The organism is Deinococcus gobiensis I-0 (genome assembly GCF_000252445.1).
GTDB lineage: Bacteria > Deinococcota > Deinococci > Deinococcales > Deinococcaceae > Deinococcus > Deinococcus gobiensis.
The window spans coordinates 2,068,031-2,084,750 of the sequence record NC_017790.1 but is presented as its reverse complement, the minus strand read 5'-3'; the positions used below and the strand labels follow the sequence as shown (position 1 = coordinate 2,084,750).

At 70.9% G+C, this 16,720-nt stretch carries 20 protein-coding genes; 7 read left to right on the top strand and 13 right to left on the bottom strand.

Features of this window, described 5'->3' with window-relative positions; translation table 11 throughout:
* The first annotated feature begins 32 nt into the window (after positions 1-32).
* The gene (locus DGO_RS09805) at positions 33-560 is read left to right on the top strand and encodes a DinB family protein (protein ID WP_014685350.1); all 528 of its coding nucleotides are present in this window, start codon (positions 33-35) and stop codon (positions 558-560) included.
* The gene (locus DGO_RS09800) at positions 557-997 is read left to right on the top strand and encodes a hypothetical protein (protein WP_043801882.1); all 441 of its coding nucleotides are present in this window, start codon (positions 557-559) and stop codon (positions 995-997) included. The genes DGO_RS09805 and DGO_RS09800 overlap by 4 nt, the downstream gene beginning before the upstream one ends.
* A 61-nt stretch (positions 998-1,058) precedes the next feature.
* Here DGO_RS09800 and DGO_RS09795 read toward each other — a convergent pair whose 3' ends face one another.
* Together DGO_RS09795 and DGO_RS09790 are read right to left on the bottom strand one after the other, a co-directional pair.
* A complete protein-coding gene (locus DGO_RS09795) occupies positions 1,059-1,367 on the bottom strand; it encodes a hypothetical protein (protein WP_014685348.1) in 309 nt (102 codons plus the stop codon).
* Between the two features lie 297 nt (positions 1,368-1,664).
* Positions 1,665-2,552, bottom strand: coding sequence for a hypothetical protein (locus tag DGO_RS09790; RefSeq protein WP_014685347.1), 888 nt, complete (start codon positions 2,550-2,552; stop codon positions 1,665-1,667).
* Between the two features lie 151 nt (positions 2,553-2,703).
* Between DGO_RS09790 and DGO_RS09785 the strand changes: the two genes are divergently transcribed.
* Positions 2,704-3,639, top strand: coding sequence for a hypothetical protein (locus DGO_RS09785; RefSeq protein WP_043803645.1), 936 nt, complete (start codon positions 2,704-2,706; stop codon positions 3,637-3,639).
* A gap of 123 nt (positions 3,640-3,762) precedes the next feature.
* Here DGO_RS09785 and DGO_RS09780 read toward each other — a convergent pair whose 3' ends face one another.
* From DGO_RS09780 to DGO_RS09760, 5 genes are all read right to left on the bottom strand, one after another.
* Entirely contained in the window at positions 3,763-4,092 is a 330-nt protein-coding gene (locus DGO_RS09780) for a hypothetical protein (protein WP_014685345.1), read from the bottom strand.
* A gap of 35 nt (positions 4,093-4,127) precedes the next feature.
* On the bottom strand, positions 4,128-4,838 hold the full coding sequence (locus tag DGO_RS09775; RefSeq protein ID WP_014685344.1) for a metallophosphoesterase family protein: 711 nt from the start codon (positions 4,836-4,838) through the stop codon (positions 4,128-4,130).
* A 7-nt stretch (positions 4,839-4,845) separates the two neighbouring features.
* Positions 4,846-5,232, bottom strand: a complete 387-nt coding sequence (locus DGO_RS09770; RefSeq protein WP_420810559.1) for a hypothetical protein — start codon at positions 5,230-5,232, stop codon at positions 4,846-4,848.
* Between the two features lie 68 nt (positions 5,233-5,300).
* Positions 5,301-5,621, bottom strand: a complete 321-nt coding sequence (locus tag DGO_RS09765) for an antibiotic biosynthesis monooxygenase family protein (RefSeq protein WP_043801880.1) — start codon at positions 5,619-5,621, stop codon at positions 5,301-5,303.
* A 72-nt stretch (positions 5,622-5,693) separates the two neighbouring features.
* On the bottom strand, positions 5,694-7,262 hold the full coding sequence (locus tag DGO_RS09760; protein WP_043801879.1) for a 2-isopropylmalate synthase: 1,569 nt from the start codon (positions 7,260-7,262) through the stop codon (positions 5,694-5,696).
* A gap of 225 nt (positions 7,263-7,487) precedes the next feature.
* Here DGO_RS09760 and DGO_RS09755 point away from each other — a divergent pair, with 225 nt between their 5' ends.
* Positions 7,488-8,489: an aldo/keto reductase gene (locus DGO_RS09755; protein WP_043803641.1), complete on the top strand. Its 1,002-nt coding sequence runs from the start codon at positions 7,488-7,490 to the stop codon at positions 8,487-8,489.
* A gap of 127 nt (positions 8,490-8,616) precedes the next feature.
* Here the strand turns inward: DGO_RS09755 and ilvC are convergent, their stop codons facing one another.
* The 4 genes from ilvC to DGO_RS09735 all read right to left on the bottom strand — a co-directional run bounded on the left by ilvC (position 8,617) and on the right by DGO_RS09735 (position 12,712).
* On the bottom strand, positions 8,617-9,627 hold the full coding sequence (gene ilvC / locus DGO_RS09750) for a ketol-acid reductoisomerase (RefSeq protein ID WP_014685339.1): 1,011 nt from the start codon (positions 9,625-9,627) through the stop codon (positions 8,617-8,619).
* 59 nt (positions 9,628-9,686) lie between these two features.
* Entirely contained in the window at positions 9,687-10,289 is a 603-nt protein-coding gene (gene ilvN / locus DGO_RS09745) for an acetolactate synthase small subunit (RefSeq protein ID WP_014685338.1), read from the bottom strand.
* Complete coding sequence (gene ilvB, locus DGO_RS09740; protein ID WP_085961063.1) at positions 10,286-12,043, bottom strand: biosynthetic-type acetolactate synthase large subunit; 1,758 nt, start codon at positions 12,041-12,043, stop codon at positions 10,286-10,288. The genes ilvN and ilvB overlap by 4 nt, the downstream gene beginning before the upstream one ends.
* Before the next feature lie 195 nt (positions 12,044-12,238).
* Positions 12,239-12,712, bottom strand: a complete 474-nt coding sequence (locus DGO_RS09735; RefSeq protein ID WP_014685336.1) for a hypothetical protein — start codon at positions 12,710-12,712, stop codon at positions 12,239-12,241.
* A 72-nt stretch (positions 12,713-12,784) separates the two neighbouring features.
* On the opposite strand from DGO_RS09735, the gene lepB reads away from it, so the two are divergent.
* From lepB to DGO_RS09720, 3 genes are all read left to right on the top strand, one after another.
* Entirely contained in the window at positions 12,785-13,423 is a 639-nt protein-coding gene (lepB, locus tag DGO_RS09730) for a signal peptidase I (protein WP_338032378.1), read from the top strand.
* A gap of 100 nt (positions 13,424-13,523) precedes the next feature.
* The gene (locus tag DGO_RS09725) at positions 13,524-14,042 is read left to right on the top strand and encodes a hypothetical protein (protein ID WP_043801878.1); all 519 of its coding nucleotides are present in this window, start codon (positions 13,524-13,526) and stop codon (positions 14,040-14,042) included.
* A gap of 83 nt (positions 14,043-14,125) precedes the next feature.
* A complete protein-coding gene (locus DGO_RS09720; protein WP_043801876.1) occupies positions 14,126-14,767 on the top strand; it encodes a DUF2259 domain-containing protein in 642 nt (213 codons plus the stop codon).
* Between the two features lie 27 nt (positions 14,768-14,794).
* Here DGO_RS09720 and DGO_RS09715 read toward each other — a convergent pair whose 3' ends face one another.
* Together DGO_RS09715 and DGO_RS09710 are read right to left on the bottom strand one after the other, a co-directional pair.
* A complete protein-coding gene (locus DGO_RS09715; RefSeq protein WP_014685332.1) occupies positions 14,795-15,283 on the bottom strand; it encodes a MarR family winged helix-turn-helix transcriptional regulator in 489 nt (162 codons plus the stop codon).
* Between the two features lie 114 nt (positions 15,284-15,397).
* Positions 15,398-16,672: an aspartate aminotransferase type Ic gene (locus DGO_RS09710; RefSeq protein ID WP_043801875.1), complete on the bottom strand. Its 1,275-nt coding sequence runs from the start codon at positions 16,670-16,672 to the stop codon at positions 15,398-15,400.
* Positions 16,673-16,720 lie beyond the last annotated feature (48 nt).

Genomic DNA, 16,720 nt, shown 5'->3' with positions numbered 1-16,720 from the left:
GGCGGGGCCGGGAGCGGCGGTACACTGGGGCCATGACCACCCTGCAAAACCCGGCCGGCCTGCGCGCGCTGGGGGCCACCCCCGACGAGGCGCGCGCCCGCCTGACCAAGGAATTCGACCGCCTGGAAGCGCATCTGCGTGCCCGGCAGGCCGACTGGACCCGCACCCAGCCCGGCCGCGACTGGTCGCCGGCCCAGGAAGCCGAACATGTCGTGCTGATCGATATGGGCATCGCGCGGCTGCTGGGGCTGCTGCTCTCTGAGCGCGAGCTGACGCCTTCGGCACAGGTTCCCGGCACCCTCAGGGACGGCAAACGCCAGACGCCGCCCTTCGCCGCGCCAAGTGCCGACGGGCTGGCCTGGGACACCTGGGAGACCCGCTGGGCCGAGCACCGCGCCGCCTTCGAGCAGGTGGCCGCCGGGGTCCGCGAAACGCCGGGCCGGACCATGTGGCACCCCTTCTTCGGCGAGCTGGACGCCCTCGACTGGCTGCGGATGGTGTCGGGCCACGCGCGCAACCACCGTCTCCTGCTCGAACAGAGTGCGGCGGCCGGCGCGTGAGCGCCCCCCAGTCCGGGACCCACAAGGGCACGCGGGGCTTTGAGCTGGACATCCACCTCAGCTTCAGCCGCCCACTGCCCGAGGCCGAGGCCCGCGCGGCGCTGCTGGCCTTCGACGGGTTCCGGGTGGACCTGTACCGCCCCCATCCCGCGCCCACCCGCCCGCGCAGCGAGCCGCTGCCCGAGATGCCGGAGGGCGACATCGAGGTGCCCTCGGCCCGCCTGACCGGCCCCCTGCGCGACCCCGAGGCCGTGCGCGCCGCCCTGGCCGCGCTGCTGGGCGGCCCGGCCCGCTACGCGGAGGTGGGCCTGCGGGGCCTGCTGCGCAGCGCCGAGGGGGTGCCCGACTGGATGCCCTGGCGGCGCAACGTCGTGCTGGCGCGCGGCGACACCGCCCGCGTGGCTTTCGAGGAAGGCGTGAAGTACGTGCTGGAATAGGCGTTCACAGCGGAGCGCGGCGGCCCCTATGCTCAGGGACCGCCGCGCTCCGCTCCGCCCCTCAGGCGCTCAGGGGCAGCACCAGGGCGCGGGCCTTCTCGCCCTCCTCGCAGGGGCGCAGCACTAGCACCAGCAGTTCGGCGTCGGGGCGGGTCAGGTAGGGCAGGGCGCTGTGCGACAGGGCGCGCACGGCGGCGCGGGCCTGCGCCTGTGCGCCACTCTGGGCCGGCCAGGTGGGGGCGTGCAGGTTCCGCAGCACCAGCACGACCCGCGCGCCGCCCGCGCTCGCCCAGATGTCTACCTGGGCGGCGCGGTCCACGCCCTGGCTGTCCCGGTATTCGATCTCGTGCGCCTTACGGAGTAACTGCATAGCCTGTAGATTCACTCTCCCGCAGCGACCGGCCTGAAAGGGCCGTCCCTGGTGTGTGGTTCGATTTGGTGTTCGTCCGACACCTTACCCTAAACCGTGTCCAGGGGGCCTTTGTCCCCAATCCGATGAGTGCCCCCGCCGGGGTGTAGGGGGCTGGGGCCCGGCATTCGGGCCGCGACCTCCGGTGGCCGGCAGAGTGGCCGGTCCCGGAAGCTCCCGCCCGCAAGAGTGCGGGCCGGATTCTGTTCTCCGCTTGAACGAAATGCGGACGGTGGTCAGGCCCGGTCGGCGCGCGGGTCAGCGGCCCTCGCGCACGTCCTCCAGCAGCTGCCGCGCCAGTTCGATGGCCGCCGGTCCCAGCGGCGAGAGGGTCACGCCGAGCAGGGTGCCGAGCTTGTCGCGCCGCGCGCTGCTCAGGTAGGCCCAGCGTTCCAGGTCCGCGCGGTGCAGCCGGGCCGTCTCGTCGCGCAGCAAGCGCACCGCGCCGTCGTAGTAGCCGCTCTGGAAGGCGGTCCGGGCGCGCCGCTCCTGCTCGACCAGCCCCAGGCCGCGCGTGGCGAGCAGCGCCCGCCGGGCCTCGGCCTCCCCGCCGAAGCCGTAGAGATTTTCGAGCCGGTAGACCGCCTTGGGAAAGCGCAGGCCCGCCACCGCCCGCCACGCGTGGGGCAGCCGTACCTCGAACTCGGCCCAGGCGTGCAGGTGCGTGAGCAGCGCCGGGTACAGCAGGTCCAGGGCCACGCGCCGGGCGTCGGCCAGGGCGAGCAGGGGCTGACCGCCGCCCGACTGCACCCCCTCGGCGGCGTTCAGGGCGTCCTCGGCCTGAAGGGTCAGGTCGCTGCGGTAGGCGGCGAGCTGCGCGGCGCTGAGGTTCCACAGCGTGCGCTGGATGCGGCCGTAGAAGCCGGTCGGGTCGTAGACCACCCGGCTGGTCGCCAGCAGGGCCAGGGGCGCCTGTTGGCGCGCCGCGTCCCAGTCGCGCCACGCTTCGAGCTGCTCGTAGGGCAGGCGTTCCAGACGCACCCCACCGCGGATTTCCGTCTGCGCCGAGAGCAGGCCGCGTTCGAAGGTCAGGAAGGTGGGCTGGCTGCCCGCCCAGGCGTACTCGGTACCGTAGCTCCCCGCCTGCGCCACCGCGCGCACCTTGCGGTCCCCCGACAGGCGTTCTCCCAAACGCTCGGGCGTCATCTTCTGTTCTGTTTTGGCCTCCGGCACGTCGTTTCCCTTCCTCCGTGCCCCAGCATAGAGGGTCAGGCGCCGCGGCGGCGGCCACACATATGAAGCCGGCCTGGGATCACATTGTCATCAGCTTCACGCTTGCGCGCCTAGAATGCGCGGCATGAGCGATCTCCTCAGCGGCTGGCATCCCGCCCCCGCAGGCTTCAAGCATGTCGTCAGCGTGTCTCTGGGCAACAGCAAGCGCAACGCCCGCGAGGAATTGACCGTTCTGGGCCAGCCCTTCGTGCTGGAGCGTATCGGGACCGACGGCGACGCGGGCAGGGCCGCCGAGCTGTTCCAGGCCCTCGACGGCCGGGTAGACGCTTTCGGGCTGGGCGGCGCGGACCTGTACGTGCTGGCCGGGGGGCGCCGCTACGTGTTCGGCAACGTGCGCAAACTCGTCTCGCACGCCAAGCTCACGCCGGTTCTCGACGGCAGCGGCCTGAAGAACACGCTGGAGCGCGACGCGGTGGCCCAGCTCGACGCCGACCTGAACTGGCGGACCCGGAAGGTCCTGATGGTCTCGGCGGTGGACCGCTTCGGAATGGCCGAGGCGCTGGCCGAGCGCGGGGCCGACGTGGTGTACGGCGACATCATCTTCGGGCTGAACATCGACCGGCCCATCCGCAGCATCGGGGCGCTGCGCAAGGTGGCGCACCTCGTGCTGCCGGCCATCACCAAGCTGCCGCAGGACTGGTTCTATCCGACCGGGGCCAAGCAGGAGACGAGCGTGGAGGGCAAGGGCACGCGCTACTACGCCTGGGCCGACGTGATCGCGGGCGACACCCATTACGTCAAGCGTTACGCCCCCAGGGACCTGCGCGGCAAGACGGTCCTGACCCAGACCATCACCGAGGCCGACCGGGGCTGGATGCGGGAGCGCGGCGTGGCGCGGCTCATCACGACCACGCCGCGCATCGGCAAGCGCAACTTCGCCACGAACGTGCTGGAGGCCTTCTTCGTGTCGCTGGCGGGCAAGCGTGAGGCGCTGAGCGAGGCCGAGTACCTGCGCTACATCCGCGAGGTGAATTTCCACCCGGAGACGAGCGAGCTGTGAAACCTGCCGCCGGACGATAGGTCCTGGAGGGGGCGCTGTCTGGAGCCGAGCAGCGCTGAAAACGTGGGGGAGCCTCCGGGATACCGCTGACCCGGAGGCCCCCTGCTCCGCGTTCAGGCGACGTTATTCGCCTTCCAGGGCGCGCAGCCCTTCGCCTGCGCCGCGCGAACCGTACTGGCCCTTGCGCACACCCTGGATGACGGCCGAGAGCTGCTCCTGCGCGTCCTGCTCGCCCTGCGCCTCGGCCACGCCGCAGGCCAGCACGCGCCAGTAGGGCACGTACAGCCAGGGCAGCGTCTGTTCACGCGCCCCGACATGCAGGGTCACGTCGCGCAGCATCACGCCGTCCACCTCCGAGGCCTGGGCCAGCAGGGAGACCTGTTCGGGGTCGGCGGAGGTCGGCGTGCCGGACAGGGCCACGCCTCCTTCGAGCAGCAGAGTCAGGGCGCTCATGTCGCCACGCTAGCGCGCGGCCCACGTGGCCGCCTTCAGGCTTCCTTGCCGCTCAGGAGCTGCGCGGCCTCACGCCCGCCGATGCCTTCCGGGCCGTGCGCCCGCGCCCAGGCGGCGGCGGCGGCCGTGTCGTAGGGCGTACGGCGGAATTCGGGTGTCCAGACGCCCCCGCGCCGGGTGAGCAGCACCCAGCGGGCCAGGGGCAGCCCGTCTTTCTGGCGCGACACCGGCCCGGCATTCACGACCGTCACGCCGTCCACCACGCTCAGCATCTCCCAGTGGGTGTGGCCCACCACGACCACGCGGCCCACGAAGTCGCCCAGCCGCTCGCGGATTTCCGGGCGGGTGGCGGAGCGGGTGCCCTCCTCTCCCTTGGTGAGCAGCAGGTCCTCCCAGGGGCTGCGCAGGCTGCCGTGGGCCACCCGCACCTCGCCGTCTGCCGTGTCCAGCGTGGTCGGCAGCGCTCCGAGCTGCCGGGGGGCGTCCGGCGGCAGCAACGGCAGCAGCCAGTCGCGCAGGGCCGCCTTGCCGTCGCGCAGCCCCGCCACCCGCTCGTCGGTGTTGCCGCGCACGCTCGGTGGGGCGTGTTCCTGTTGCAGCGCCCAGGCGGCGGCGGGGTCGGACGCCCCCCACACGGCGTCGCCCAGGTTCAGGACCTCGTCGGGGGCGGCGGCGGCAATATCGTCCAGCACGGCCCGCAGCGCGAAGGCGTTGCCGTGCACGTCACCCAGAATGGCGAGTCGCACGCGGCCCTCAGCGCTTGCCCGCACCGGGCGGACGGCGGATGGCGGCGAAGAGCAGCGCGAAAACCAGTACCAGCACGACGTAACTCGCCAGCGAGGACACGGGGCTGAACAGCGGGTTCAGCGCGTCGGCCGAGAACTTGTAGATGGCGTAGGGCACCGCCCAGCCCATCGCGAACAGGCCTGCGCGGCGCAGGTAGTCCGGGGTCACGGCCGCCTGCGGAAAGAGTCGCATGGGCAGCACCATCGCCGGAATCAGCAGGAGCTGCGCGAGGTAGAACCAGACCGGCAGCTCCGCGAACCCGTACTGGATCCCGGTAAAGACGATATTCAACACCCCGATGACCGCTCCGGTCACCAGGGCGGTACGCAAGACGACAGCATTCACGCGGCCCATGTTCTCATAGGCAGCCCCGGCCAAACGTCATGGTGGGCCGGGGCTGCGCCCGGAGGTGAAGCCGGCCTTCAGAGAGCCGGGGCGCGGCCTGGCGTCACGTCCACGAAATGCTCGACGGTGGGGAAGGGGTCGTAGAAGCGGTGCAGCAGCGCGCGCCACTCCTGATACTCGGGCGAGCCCCGAAACCCGACCGTGTGGGCTTCCAGCGTCTCCCACCACACCAGCAGGGCGTAGCGGTGGTCGTCTTCCAGGCAACGCTGGAGGTCGTGACGCAGGTACCCCGGGATCACCGCGATGAGTGCCTGGGCCTGGGCGAAAGCGGCCTCGAAGGCCGGGGTCTGGCCGGGGCGCACCTGCAACAGGGCGATTTCGAGAATGGGTAGGGTCATGACTGCTCCTGAAGGTCGGGTCGGAACAGAGGGGGGCCAGGACACGTCCCCTGGCCCCTCCCGTCCCCGTGCTCAGAGGCGGCCGGGGGCGAATTCGCCCTGACGGCGTTCGGTGCCCATGCCGGCCACGATCATGTTCTGCACGCGCACCCAGGCGCGGGCCGACGCCTCGACGATGTCGGTGGCGACCCCGGTGCCGTGCAGGGTGGACTCGCCGTAGCGCGCGCCCACGCTGACCTCGCCCAGCGCGTCGCCGCCGCGCGTCACGGCCTGGATGCGGTAGCTCTCCAGGGTGGGGGCCAGCCCGGTGATCTTGTTGATGGCCTGGTACGCCGCCTCGACCGGACCGTCGCCGTGCGCGGTGGCGTCCACCAGCCCGTCGGGGGTCTGGAGGCGCACGAAGGCCACCGGGGTCATGTTCATCCCCGAGGTGATCTGGAAGCCTTCCAGCGTGAAGGTCTGCGGCACGTCGCTGCGGGCCTCGACCATCGCGCGCAGGTCGTCGGCGTAGATCTGGCCCTTGCGGTCGGCCAGGTCCTTGAAGCGGGCGAACAGCGACTGCACCTTGTCGTCGGGCATGTCCGTGTAGCCCAGGTCATTCAGCGCCTTGCGGAAGGCGGCGCGGCCCGAGTGCTTGCCCATGACCAGCACGGCGGCTTCGCGGCCCACCAGCTCGGCGTTCATGATCTCGTAGGTTTCGCGCGCCTTGATCACGCCGTCCTGGTGGATGCCCGACTCGTGCGCGAACGCGTTGTCGCCCACGATCGCCTTGTTGGGCTGCACCGGCATCCCGCTCAGGCGGCTGACCAGCCGCGAGGCGCGGTACAGCTCGCGGGTGCGGATGCCGGTCTCGAAGCCGTACACGTCGCGCCGGGTGTGGAAGGCCATCACGATCTCTTCCAGGCTGGCGTTGCCCGCGCGCTCGCCGATGCCGTTGATGGTGCATTCGATCTGCCGGGCGCCGCCCTCGGCCGCCGCGACCGAGTTGGCGACCGCCATGCCCAGGTCGTCGTGGCAGTGGCTGCTCAGGATGACGTGGGCGGGCAGCTCGCCCTTCAGGAAGGCGAACAGTTCGCGCATCTCCTTGGGCGTGGTGTAGCCCACCGTGTCGGGCACGTTGACGGTCGTGGCCCCGGCCTCCACCGCCGCCCTGAAGATGCGCGCCAGGAAGGCCCAGTCGCTGCGGGTGGCGTCCTCGGCGCTGAATTCCACGTCGTCCACGAAACTCCGGGCGTACTGCACGGCCTGCACGGCGCGCTCGACCACGGCGTCGGGTTCCAGGTTCAGCTTCTTGGCCATGTGAATGGGGCTGGTGGCGATGAAGGTGTGGATACGCGGCTTCTCGGCCGCCTCGATGGCCCTGGCCGCCGCCTCGATGTCCGGACGCGCCGCGCGGGCCAGACCGGTGATGATGGGGCCGCGCACCTCACGGGCGATGCGCGAGACGCCTTCCAGGTCGCCGGGGCTGGCGATGGGGAAACCGGCCTCGATCACGTCCACGCCCAGCCGGGCCAGGGTATGCGCGATTTCCAGCTTCTGGGCGTGGTTCAGCGCCACGCCGGGCGACTGCTCGCCGTCACGCAGGGTCGTGTCGAAGATGCGGATGCGTTCGGGGGTGGTGCTGGTGGCCTGGTCGGTCATGGTCGTGCTCCTTGGGTGGGAAAGGGAAGGGGGCGGCACGGAAAAACCCCCGGAGGGGTGTCCTCCGGGGGCTTGTTCGGCGACGTACTCGCTCTCGCCGTTCACTCCACCGGAGGAAGGCTGAGAAGAAGCAGGCCGAAAACGGTCATGCCGAGAGTCTAAGCGGGCTGGCGAGCCGCGCGCAAGGGTTGTCTAATGTGGGCCGCCTCACTCAAGCTGTACGGAATGACCTCCAGCGCCTATCTGCCCGCCGCCGACCGCTACGGCACCATGCCCTACCCCCGCAGCGGCCGCAGCGGCCTGCGCCTGCCGGCGATCTCGCTGGGGCTGTGGCACAACTTCGGCGGGGCCGACCGCCTGGAGAACGCCCGCGCCATCCTGCGCCGCGCCTTCGACCTGGGCATCACCCACTTCGACCTCGCCAACAACTACGGGCCGCCCCCCGGCTCGGCCGAGAGCACCTTCGGGGCGGTGCTGGCCTCCGACCTGCGCCCCTACCGCGACGAGCTGATCGTCTCGACGAAGGCGGGCTACGACATGTGGGCCGGGCCCTACGGCAACTGGGGCTCGCGCAAGTCCCTGCTCGCCAGCCTCGATCAGAGCCTGCGCCGCCTGGGCCTGGATTACGTGGACATCTTCTACCACCACCGCCCCGACCCCGAGACGCCGCTGGAAGAAACCATGACGGCCCTGGCCGACGCCGTGCGCAGCGGCCGGGCGCTGTACGTGGGCCTGAGCAACTACGGCCCCGAGCAGACCCGCGAGGCGGCGCGGCTGCTGCGGGACCTGGGCACGCCCTGCGTCATCCACCAGCCGCGCTACAGCATGTTCGACCGCCGCCCCGAGGAAGGCCTGCTGGACGTGCTGGGCCAGGAGGGCATCGGGGGCATCGTGTTCTCGCCGCTGGCCCAGGGCCTGCTGACTGGCAAGTACCTGGGCGGCGTCCCGGCCGACTCGCGCGCCGCCGCCGATGGCCGCTTCCTGCGCCCCGAACACGTCACCGACGCGGTGCTGGCCAGGACGCAGGCCCTGAACGAACTGGCCGGGGCGCGCGGGCAGACCCTGGCGCAACTGGCCCTGGCCTGGGTGCTGCGCCGCCCCGAGGTGACCTCGGCCCTCATCGGCGCGAGCCGCCCGGCGCAGCTCGACGACGCGGTGGGGGCGCTGGCCCGGCGCGACTTCGGCGCGGACGAACTCGCCCAGATCGAGGCGATCCTGGCGGGCTGAGGGCAGAATTCGGAGGAATGGAGCAGAGTGCGCTCGGTCCCTCACCGGAACCGGAAACCGCTGTGAGCCCAAAGAAACGCCGCCCCCACGGTTCGGGAGCGGCGCTTTCCGGGGTCAGGCCCTCAGCTCAGACTTCGAGTTCCTTCTTGCTGATGAAGGGCATCATGTCGCGCAGTTCCTTGCCGACCGTCTCGAGCTTGTGGTCACGCATCTTGCTGCGCTGCTCGTTCATGTACGGGAAGCCGTTCTCGGCGTCCTCGATGAAGCGCTCGGCGAACTTGCCGCTCTGGATGTCGCCCAGCACGCGGCCCATCTCCGCCTTCGTGTCGGCGGTGATGATGCGCGGCCCCGTCACGTAGTCGCCGAACTCGGCCGTGTTGGAGATCGAGTGGCGCATGCCCTCGAAGCCTTTCTCGTAGATCAGGTCCACGATGAGCTTGACCTCGTGCAGCGTCTCGAAGTAGGCGATTTCGGGCTGGTAGCCGGCTTCCACCAGCGTCTCGAAGCCGCTCTGGATGAGGTGGGTCACGCCGCCGCACAGCACGCTCTGCTCGCCGAAGAGGTCGGTCTCGGTCTCTTCCTTGAAGGTCGTCTCCAGCACGCCCGCACGGGTGCAGCCGATGCCGCGCGCGTAGGCCAGCGCGATGTCGCGGGCCTTGCCGGTGGCGTCCTGCGCGACGGCGAAGATGCCGGGCATCCCCGCGCCGTCGGCGTACACGCGGCGCAGCATGTGGCCGGGGCCCTTGGGGGCGACCAGGAACACGTCCACACCCGCCGAGGGCTTGATGCGCCCGAAGTGCACGTTGAAGCCGTGGCCGAAGGCGAGCGCCTTGCCGTCGGCGAGGTTGGGGGCGATGCTCTGCTCGTACACCTTGGGCTGCTGCTCGTCGGGAATCAGGAGCATGACCACGTCGGCTTCCTTGGTGGCGTCTTCGATGCTCGCCACGCGCAGCCCGGCCTGCTCGGCCTTGGCCTTGCTGGAGGAGCCGTCACGCAGGCCGACCACCACATTGAAGCCGCTGTCGCGCAGGTTCTGGGCGTGGGCGTGCGCCTGCGAGCCGTAGCCGATGATGGCGATCAGCTTGTTCTCGATGGGGGCGGTGTCCACGTCGCGGTCGTAATACATCTTTGCAGCCATTTCTCGATTCTCCTACAGAAAAGTGGGTTCGGTGGGAATGTGGGCTAGGGGAGGCGCCTTCAGAACAGGTTGGGCACGCCGCGCGCGCGTTCCTCGCGCGGCTCGACCGCCGGGGTCAGCGCCGCCGACTCGCCCTCGTGCCACACGTGGGCCGGAATGTCGGCGTTGCTGCCGCGCGTCAGGGCGATGCGGCCGGTGCGCATGGTCTCCAGAATCCCGAAGGGTCGCATCTGCTCGATGAAGGCCGTCAGCTTGCCCTCGTCGCCCGTGACCTCGAAGGTCAGGGCGTGGCGGCCCACGTCCACGATCCGCGCGCGGAAGTCCTCGGCGATGTGGCGCACCTCGACCCGGTTCTCGGGTGTGATGCTCACCTTGACCAGAACGAGTTCGCGGTCCACATACTTTTCCAGGCTGTGGTCGATGATCTTGACCACGTCGTGCAGTTTTTCGAGCTGGCGCATGGCCTGTTCGACCACGCCCCGGTCGCCGCTGACCACGATGGTCATGCGCGAGACGCCCGGATGCTCGGTGGTGCCCACGCTCAGGCTGCGGATGTTGTAGCCCCGGCGGCCGAACAGCGCCGTGATGCGCGTCAGCACACGCGGTTCGTCGCGCACAAGCAGCGAGAGCAGTTGGTCGGGGACGTTGTGTTCGGCGGTCATGCGTTTTTCGCCTCCTCGGCGGCCCGGTCCATCGCGCCCGCGAGGTCGGGGGTGCGGCGCGGTTCGGTCTCGATCATCTCGTGCAGCGCCGCGCCGGCGGGCACCATCGGGAACACGCCGTGCTCGCTGGGCACCACGACTTCCAGCAGCGCCGACTTGGGGTCGTTCAGCCACGCGTCAATGGCGCCGGGCAGTTCCTCGGCACTGGTCGCGCGGTAGGCGGGCACGCCGTAGGCCTCCGACAGCTTGACGAAGTCGGGGTTCGAGTCGCCCAGCCACACCTCGCTGTAACGCTTCTCGTGGAACAGCTCCTGCCACTGGCGCACCATGCCCAGGAACGAGTTGTTGATGATGCAGATCTTGACGTTGCGCACGTCGTGCATCTTCAGGGTGGCGAGTTCCTGCGCCGTCATCTGGAAGCCGCCGTCCCCGGCGATGACCACGCTGCGCACCCCCGGCTCGGCCATGCCCGCGCCGATGGCCGCCGGAAAGCCGAAGCCCATGGTGCCCAACCCGCCCGAGTTGATCCAGCGCCTGGGCCGCTCGAAGCGGGCGAGCTGCGCGGCGAGCATCTGGTGCTGGCCCACGTCGCTGCTCAGGATGTCTTCGGGGGCGAGGCGGTCCACCACGGCCTTGACCGCGTAGCCCGCGCCCCAGTGCTCGGGCGTCTCGGTGCGGGTCTTCCACTCGGCGATCTTGGCGTCCCACTCGGGGTGCGAGAGCGGGGCCGCGCCTTCCAGCAGCGCCTGCGCGGCGTGCTTGGCGTCGCTGCGGACCGGCACGTGCGTGCGGATGATCTTGCCGATCTCGGCGGCGTCGAGTTCCACGTGGATGATCGCGGCGTTCGGCGCGAAGCCGTTCACGCGGCCCGTCACGCGGTCGTCGAAGCGCAGGCCCACGCCCAGCAGCACGTCGGCCTCGCTGATGGCGCGGTTGGCCGCTACGCTGCCGTGCATGCCGGGCATGCCCAGCCACAGCGGGTCGCTCGACGGAATGCCGCCCAGGCCCATCAGGGTGGTCGTGACCGGAATGTTCCAGGCGCGGGCGAGCGCGGTGATCTCGGGGGCCGCGTCCTGTGCGCCGCCGCCGACCATCATCACCGGGCGCACGGAACCGCGCAGCAGTTCTACGGCGCGGGCCACCGACTCGGCCGAGGGCCGGGGCGCCTCGGCGCGCGGCAGCGGCGCGGGAATCTCGCCGTGGAAGGCCGCGAGCTGCACGTCCTTGGGGATGTCCACAAGCACCGGCCCCGGCCGCCCCGAGCGCGCGATGGCGATGGCCTCGGCGATGATCTGGGGCAGTTCGTCCACGTCGCGCACCACGTAGTTGTGCTTGGTGATGGGCAGGGTGATGCCGGTGATGTCGGCCTCCTGAAAGGCGTCGGTGCCCATCAGGTGCCGCGCGACGTTGCCGGTGATCGCCAGCAGGGGCACCGAGTCGAGCATCGCGTCGGCCAGCCCGGTCACGAGGTTGGTCGCGCCGGGGCCGCTGGTCGCCATGCACACGCCGAGCTGCCCGGTCGCCTTGGCCCAGCCCTCGGCGGCGTGCGCGGCGCCCTGCTCGTGGCGGGTCAGGACGTGGCGCACCTCGGGGTAGAAGGTCAGCGCGTCGTACACCGGCATGATGGCCCCGCCCGGATAGCCGAACACGGTCGTGATGCCGTGGTTGGCCAGCGTGGCCCACAGCGCCTTGGCGCCGGTCATGTCCCCGCGTTCGGGACCCTGGTACTGCCCTGCGTGTTCACCCTCTTGCATAGACCCTCCTGAACGAAAAACCCCCGCCTCGTACTCGGGCGGGGGGATGCGGCGCATGGTGACGCTCAGCCTCGGCAACCCCCGACGCTAAGAAGTACCACCACGAGCACGCAGTTCATGACCTGAGCTTACCGGCCGGGGCCGGGCGGGGGCAAGGCGCGTCTAGATAGGGAAGGCGGGGGGTGCGGCCCTCCCTCATTTCCAGTGGCCGGCGTTCTGGCGGCTGCCCTCGACCTGCGTGGCCCACCAGGTGCGCAGCCACGCGCGGAAGGCCGGATAGGTGCTGCCCAGCGACGCGCGCACCTTGCGGTCCTTTTCGGCGCGCATCGTGGCCAGTCGCCTGTTCAGGGCGGCGGCATTGTCGCGCCCGACCACCCGCCACGCGGCCTGCCCGTACTGGTGCTCGCTGGCGGCCAGGCGGCGCAGCTCGCGTACCTGCGCCGGGTTCAGGCGCAGCTCACGCACCATCCGCTCGCCGTCCGCGTGTCCGGCCGGCAGCACCAGCAGCCGCGTCAGGACCTCGCTGGCGGGCCAGGGATCGGCGGGCCGGGTCGGGGCCGGCCGGGTCTGCCGGGACATCTGGGCGAGGTGGGCCTGAGCCGGTGTGACGGCCAGACCGGTGCCCAGCGTCCAGGCACCCAGCAGGGTCAGCAGGGGAGCGGATTTCATCTTCCGAAGGTAGATGCTGCTCTCATGAGAAGGGCGCGAAGGTCCCGGAGGGGGCCTGCTACCATGCCCGGCGTGAACGTTTCGCCGCCGGCCGGGCCGGACCCGCTGTCCCGGCCGCCGGCCACCCCGGCCCCGACCCGCGACGCGCCCTGGCGGGCCTTCTGGCGGCAGTGGATTCTGGGGGCGCTGCTACCGGTCTATCTCGTGACCACCTTCCTGTGCACCCTGGCGCGCGTGGACGGCGAGAGCATGGAGCCGACCCTCCAGAGCGGCCAGATGCTGCTGCTCCTCAAGTACCCGCGTTGGCTGCACGCCTGGGGCCTGAGCGGGCCGTACCTGCACCGGGGCGACCTCGTCATCTTCAAGGCCCCGGCCGAGAGTCCCTACAGCTACGAGACGATCTACGGCGTCACCCACCGGCCCTACAACGTCAAGCGGGTCATCGGGCTGGCGGGCGACACGGTGGCGGTCGAGGACGGCCGGGTCTACGTGAACGGCCGCCCCCTGGCGGAGAGCTACGCCAGTACCGAGGGGTACGTGAACACCCAGCCGCCAGAGGTCGTGCCGCCGGGTAAGGTCTGGGTCATGGGCGACAACCGCCGCACCGGGGCCAGCCTCGACTCGCGCGCCTACGGTCCGGTAGACCTGCGCGACGTGGCGGGCACGGCCGACCTGCGCCTGTGGCCCCGGCCCGGTCTGGTGGCCCGCTGACCCCCTTCGCCTACGGGCCTGACGCGGGTCTGTCGCTGCGTGAGCGCGGCTTGAACGTGGCCCTTAGCCGGTCATCACGCGGCCCTGGTACGGTGCGGGCATGAAGGTTCTGCGCAAGTTCGTTCCCGCCGCCCTGCTGGCCTCCGCGCTGGCCGGTGGTCTGGCCGGTGCCCAGACGCTGGTGCCGTTCAGCGACGCCAAACTGCCCTTCCGCTTCAGTCACCCGCAGGGCTGGCTGGGTGTGGACCTGGGCGACAAGACCAACGGCGTGAGCATGGTCTCCGCCAAGACGCCGCCCGCCACCATGATCCGGCTGCTGTTCGTGCCCAAAAACGGCAGGGCGGTCAACGTGACCCAGGAGTTCGGCGGCTTCGAGCAGGGCCTCAAGTCCACGGGCGTCACCCTCAAGACCCTCACGAGCCGGGCGGCCAGCTACGGCGGCGTGAGCGGCACCGAGCGCGAATACCAGATCGCCAAGGGCAAGGACACGCTGCGGATGCGGGTGTGGTTCGGCAACGGCGCCAAGAACCTGTATTCCTTCCAGCTCACCGACACGGCGGCGCGCTACGCCTCGGCCAACGCGCTGTACAGCAAGGTGCTGTCTACCGTCCGGTTCTGAGTGCCCGGGGCCGAGGACCGGTGACGGCGGGGCGCAGGCACCGTGACGCCTGGTCCGGGTGCCGGGGTCGGGTCCGGTGGGCCGTGGCCCTGTGCGCGGCACTGCTCGGTCTGCCTGCCCTCGCGGCCAACCGCCCGGAGGTGACGCGGGTCGCCTTTTCGCCGGACGGCGCGCGGGTGCTTGTCCTGACACGGCAGGTGCTCGACGGCAGCGGGTTCCCCGAGGCGCGGCTGACCGTTCTGGACACGGCCACGGGCCGCACCCTGCGCGACCGGACCCTGACCGACCAGACGCCGGGGGCCACGCCCGCCGGCCTGGAAGCCCAGGTGCTGCGCGGCGAGCAGGCCCGCCTGAAGGGCTGGAACCTCTGGCCCGGCCGTCTGTCGGTCCCGCGCTATCTGGCCCCGGCCTCCCGCGTCCCGAACTGGAACGCGGGGATCGGGGCCGGGCAGACCCGCCGCGTTCAGGTGACGCTATGGTCGCGCCCGGTGCCGGTAGACCTGTCGGTGCGGGCTGGCGGCGCGCTGCCCACCACCTTCGCGCTGCGGGTGGGAGGACAGCGGGTGGCGACCGGTGGCCTGCGCCTGCCCACCTGCGCGGTCCGGTTCCGGCTCGACCGGGTAGACGTGCAGGGCAACCGCGCCCTCCTGACCGTGCGCGCCCTGCGCCCCGGCTTCGAGGGTCCCGACGACCTGCCGGTCTTCGTGGCGGTCACGCTGCGCTAGGCGAGCCTGTTCCCGCGCCTTTTCTTTTCAGGAGGGCAGTGGCTTGGTCGGCTGGCCCTGCGGGAGGTCTGCGACGCCCAGCCCCAGCTTGCGCAGGAGGTCGCCCAGCGTCTCGAGTTCGTCCGGTTCCATGACCCCGAACAGGTCGCAGATGCCGCGCACGTGGTCGGGCAGCAGCCGGGCGATCAGCGCTTCGCCCCGCGTGGTGAGGGTCACGCGCATCACGCGCCGGTCCTGCGGGTCGCGCTCGCGCGTGACCAGACCGTCGCGCTCCAGGTTGTCGATGACCATGGTGAGGTTGCCGCTGGAGCGCAGGATCTTCTGGGCGAGCTGCCGCTGGCTGAGGGGACCGACGTGATAGACGGCCTCCAGCACGCCGAACTGGCTGATGGTCAGGCCGTGGTCGGCGAGGTGACGGTTGGCGGCAACTTCCACGGCATGGGAGGCGCGCCAGAGCCTGATGTAGGTGCTGAGCGCCCGGCGTTCCTCGGGAGTCCCGGAGTAACGGGTAGGCATAAGGGGTATCCTCCGCAATCCGGCGTCAGAAATCAAGGGAAGATGAAGCTCGGGTGAGCTGGTCGGCCGGTCAGCAGGAGGGGCGACGCCCACTGACCGCAGGCGGAGGTGCCCTCAGCGCCCGGCGCGCACTTCCTCGCTCGCCAGCCGGATGCAGGTGGCGACGCCGCGCATCGCCTCCCCGACTTCCTCCAGCGGGGGCCGGGTGGGCGACAGGCGGATGTTGGTGTTGCGCGGGTCCTGGCCGTCCGGGTAGGTCGCGCCGGCCGGCGTGAGGCTGATGCCGGCGGCCTCGGCCAGTTCGACCACCCGCGAGGCCACGGGTTCGGCCGTGTCCAGGCTGATGAAGTAGCCGCCGCGCGGCGTGGTCCAGGTGGCGTAGCCCCCGCCGCCCTCGCCCAGTCCACCTTCGAGCGCCTCGTACACCGCCCGGAACTTGGGGGCGACCAAGGCCGCGTGGTCGCGCATCAGGCCCTCCAGCCCGCCCTCGTAGGCGTTCAGGAACTTGACGTGCCGCGCCTGCTCGACCTTGTTGGGGCCGATGCTCTGCGCGCCCAGGTACTTGCCCAGCCACCTGACGTTGTCCTCGCTGCTCGCCATGAAGCCCAGGCCTGCGCTGGCGAAGGTGATCTTGCTCGTGCTGGCGAACACGAAGGCGCGGTCGGGGTGGCCGGCGTCGCGGCTCAGCGCCACGAAGTTCACCGGTTCGTCCTGCTCGCCGTCGAGGTGGTGCACCCGGTAGGCGTCGTCGGCGAAGATGGTGAAGTCGGGGGCCGCCGCCTGAAGGGCTGCGAGCCGCCGGGCCTTCTCGGCGCTGATGCTCTGGCCGCCGGGGTTCGAGTAGGTCGGCACGAACAGGATGCCCTTGACCAGGGGGTCGCCCGCCGCGAGCAGTTCGGCGGCGTCCACGTCGGGGCCGTCGGCCTCCATGTTCACGCACAGCAGCTCGAAACCCAGGGTCTGGAGGAGCAGGAAGTGGCGGTCGTAGCCGGGAACCGTCACGATCATCTTGGGCTTCTGGCCGCCCGCCACCCAGGGCGCGGACGAACCGCGCAGGCCGTGCAGCAGCGCGAAGGTCAGCACCAGGCCCTGAAGCTCCAGGCTGGAGTTGTTCCAGACGACCACGTTCTCGGCCTTGACGTCGAGGTACTGCGCGAACAGGGCGCGCGCCGAGGGCAGCCCGGCCACGTTGCCGGGGTAGTTTCTCAGGTCGAGGCCGTCCATGTGGGTGTCGGACTCGCCCAGCGCCGTCAGGAGGCCGTCGCTGAGGCCGAAGTCGGCGTCGGACGGCTGCCCGCGCTGCAAATTGAGCTTGAGACCCCGCGCCTGCAACTCGGCGTAGGCGGCCTGGGCCTGGGCGAGGGCGGTGGTCGGGGCGGGCGTCGTCATGTACCCCAGCCTACCCGCTTTGCGCGGCGGGCCTGGGGGGGTGGGAAA

Bases quoted from the DNA above. Each gene is read 5' to 3' on its own strand.
- DGO_RS09795 (WP_014685348.1), bottom strand. From the start codon at position 1,367: ATGCAGTTACTCCGTAAGGCGCACGAGATCGAATACCGGGACAGCCAG.
- DGO_RS09755 (WP_043803641.1), top strand. From the start codon at position 7,488: ATGACCTCCAGCGCCTATCTGCCCGCCGCCGACCGCTACGGCACCATG.
- DGO_RS09790 (WP_014685347.1), bottom strand. From the start codon at position 2,552: ATGACGCCCGAGCGTTTGGGAGAACGCCTGTCGGGGGACCGCAAGGTG.
- DGO_RS09770 (WP_420810559.1), bottom strand. From the start codon at position 5,232: ATGGGCCGCGTGAATGCTGTCGTCTTGCGTACCGCCCTGGTGACCGGA.
- DGO_RS09760 (WP_043801879.1), bottom strand. From the start codon at position 7,262: ATGACCGACCAGGCCACCAGCACCACCCCCGAACGCATCCGCATCTTC.
- ilvN (WP_014685338.1), bottom strand. From the start codon at position 10,289: ATGACCGCCGAACACAACGTCCCCGACCAACTGCTCTCGCTGCTTGTG.
- ilvB (WP_085961063.1), bottom strand. From the start codon at position 12,043: ATGCAAGAGGGTGAACACGCAGGGCAGTACCAGGGTCCCGAACGCGGG.
- ilvC (WP_014685339.1), bottom strand. From the start codon at position 9,627: ATGGCTGCAAAGATGTATTACGACCGCGACGTGGACACCGCCCCCATC.
- DGO_RS09765 (WP_043801880.1), bottom strand. From the start codon at position 5,621: ATGACCCTACCCATTCTCGAAATCGCCCTGTTGCAGGTGCGCCCCGGC.
- DGO_RS09805 (WP_014685350.1), top strand. From the start codon at position 33: ATGACCACCCTGCAAAACCCGGCCGGCCTGCGCGCGCTGGGGGCCACC.
- DGO_RS09785 (WP_043803645.1), top strand. From the start codon at position 2,704: ATGAGCGATCTCCTCAGCGGCTGGCATCCCGCCCCCGCAGGCTTCAAG.
- DGO_RS09715 (WP_014685332.1), bottom strand. From the start codon at position 15,283: ATGCCTACCCGTTACTCCGGGACTCCCGAGGAACGCCGGGCGCTCAGC.
- DGO_RS09710 (WP_043801875.1), bottom strand. From the start codon at position 16,672: ATGACGACGCCCGCCCCGACCACCGCCCTCGCCCAGGCCCAGGCCGCC.
- DGO_RS09735 (WP_014685336.1), bottom strand. From the start codon at position 12,712: ATGAAATCCGCTCCCCTGCTGACCCTGCTGGGTGCCTGGACGCTGGGC.
- DGO_RS09780 (WP_014685345.1), bottom strand. From the start codon at position 4,092: ATGAGCGCCCTGACTCTGCTGCTCGAAGGAGGCGTGGCCCTGTCCGGC.
- DGO_RS09725 (WP_043801878.1), top strand. From the start codon at position 13,524: ATGAAGGTTCTGCGCAAGTTCGTTCCCGCCGCCCTGCTGGCCTCCGCG.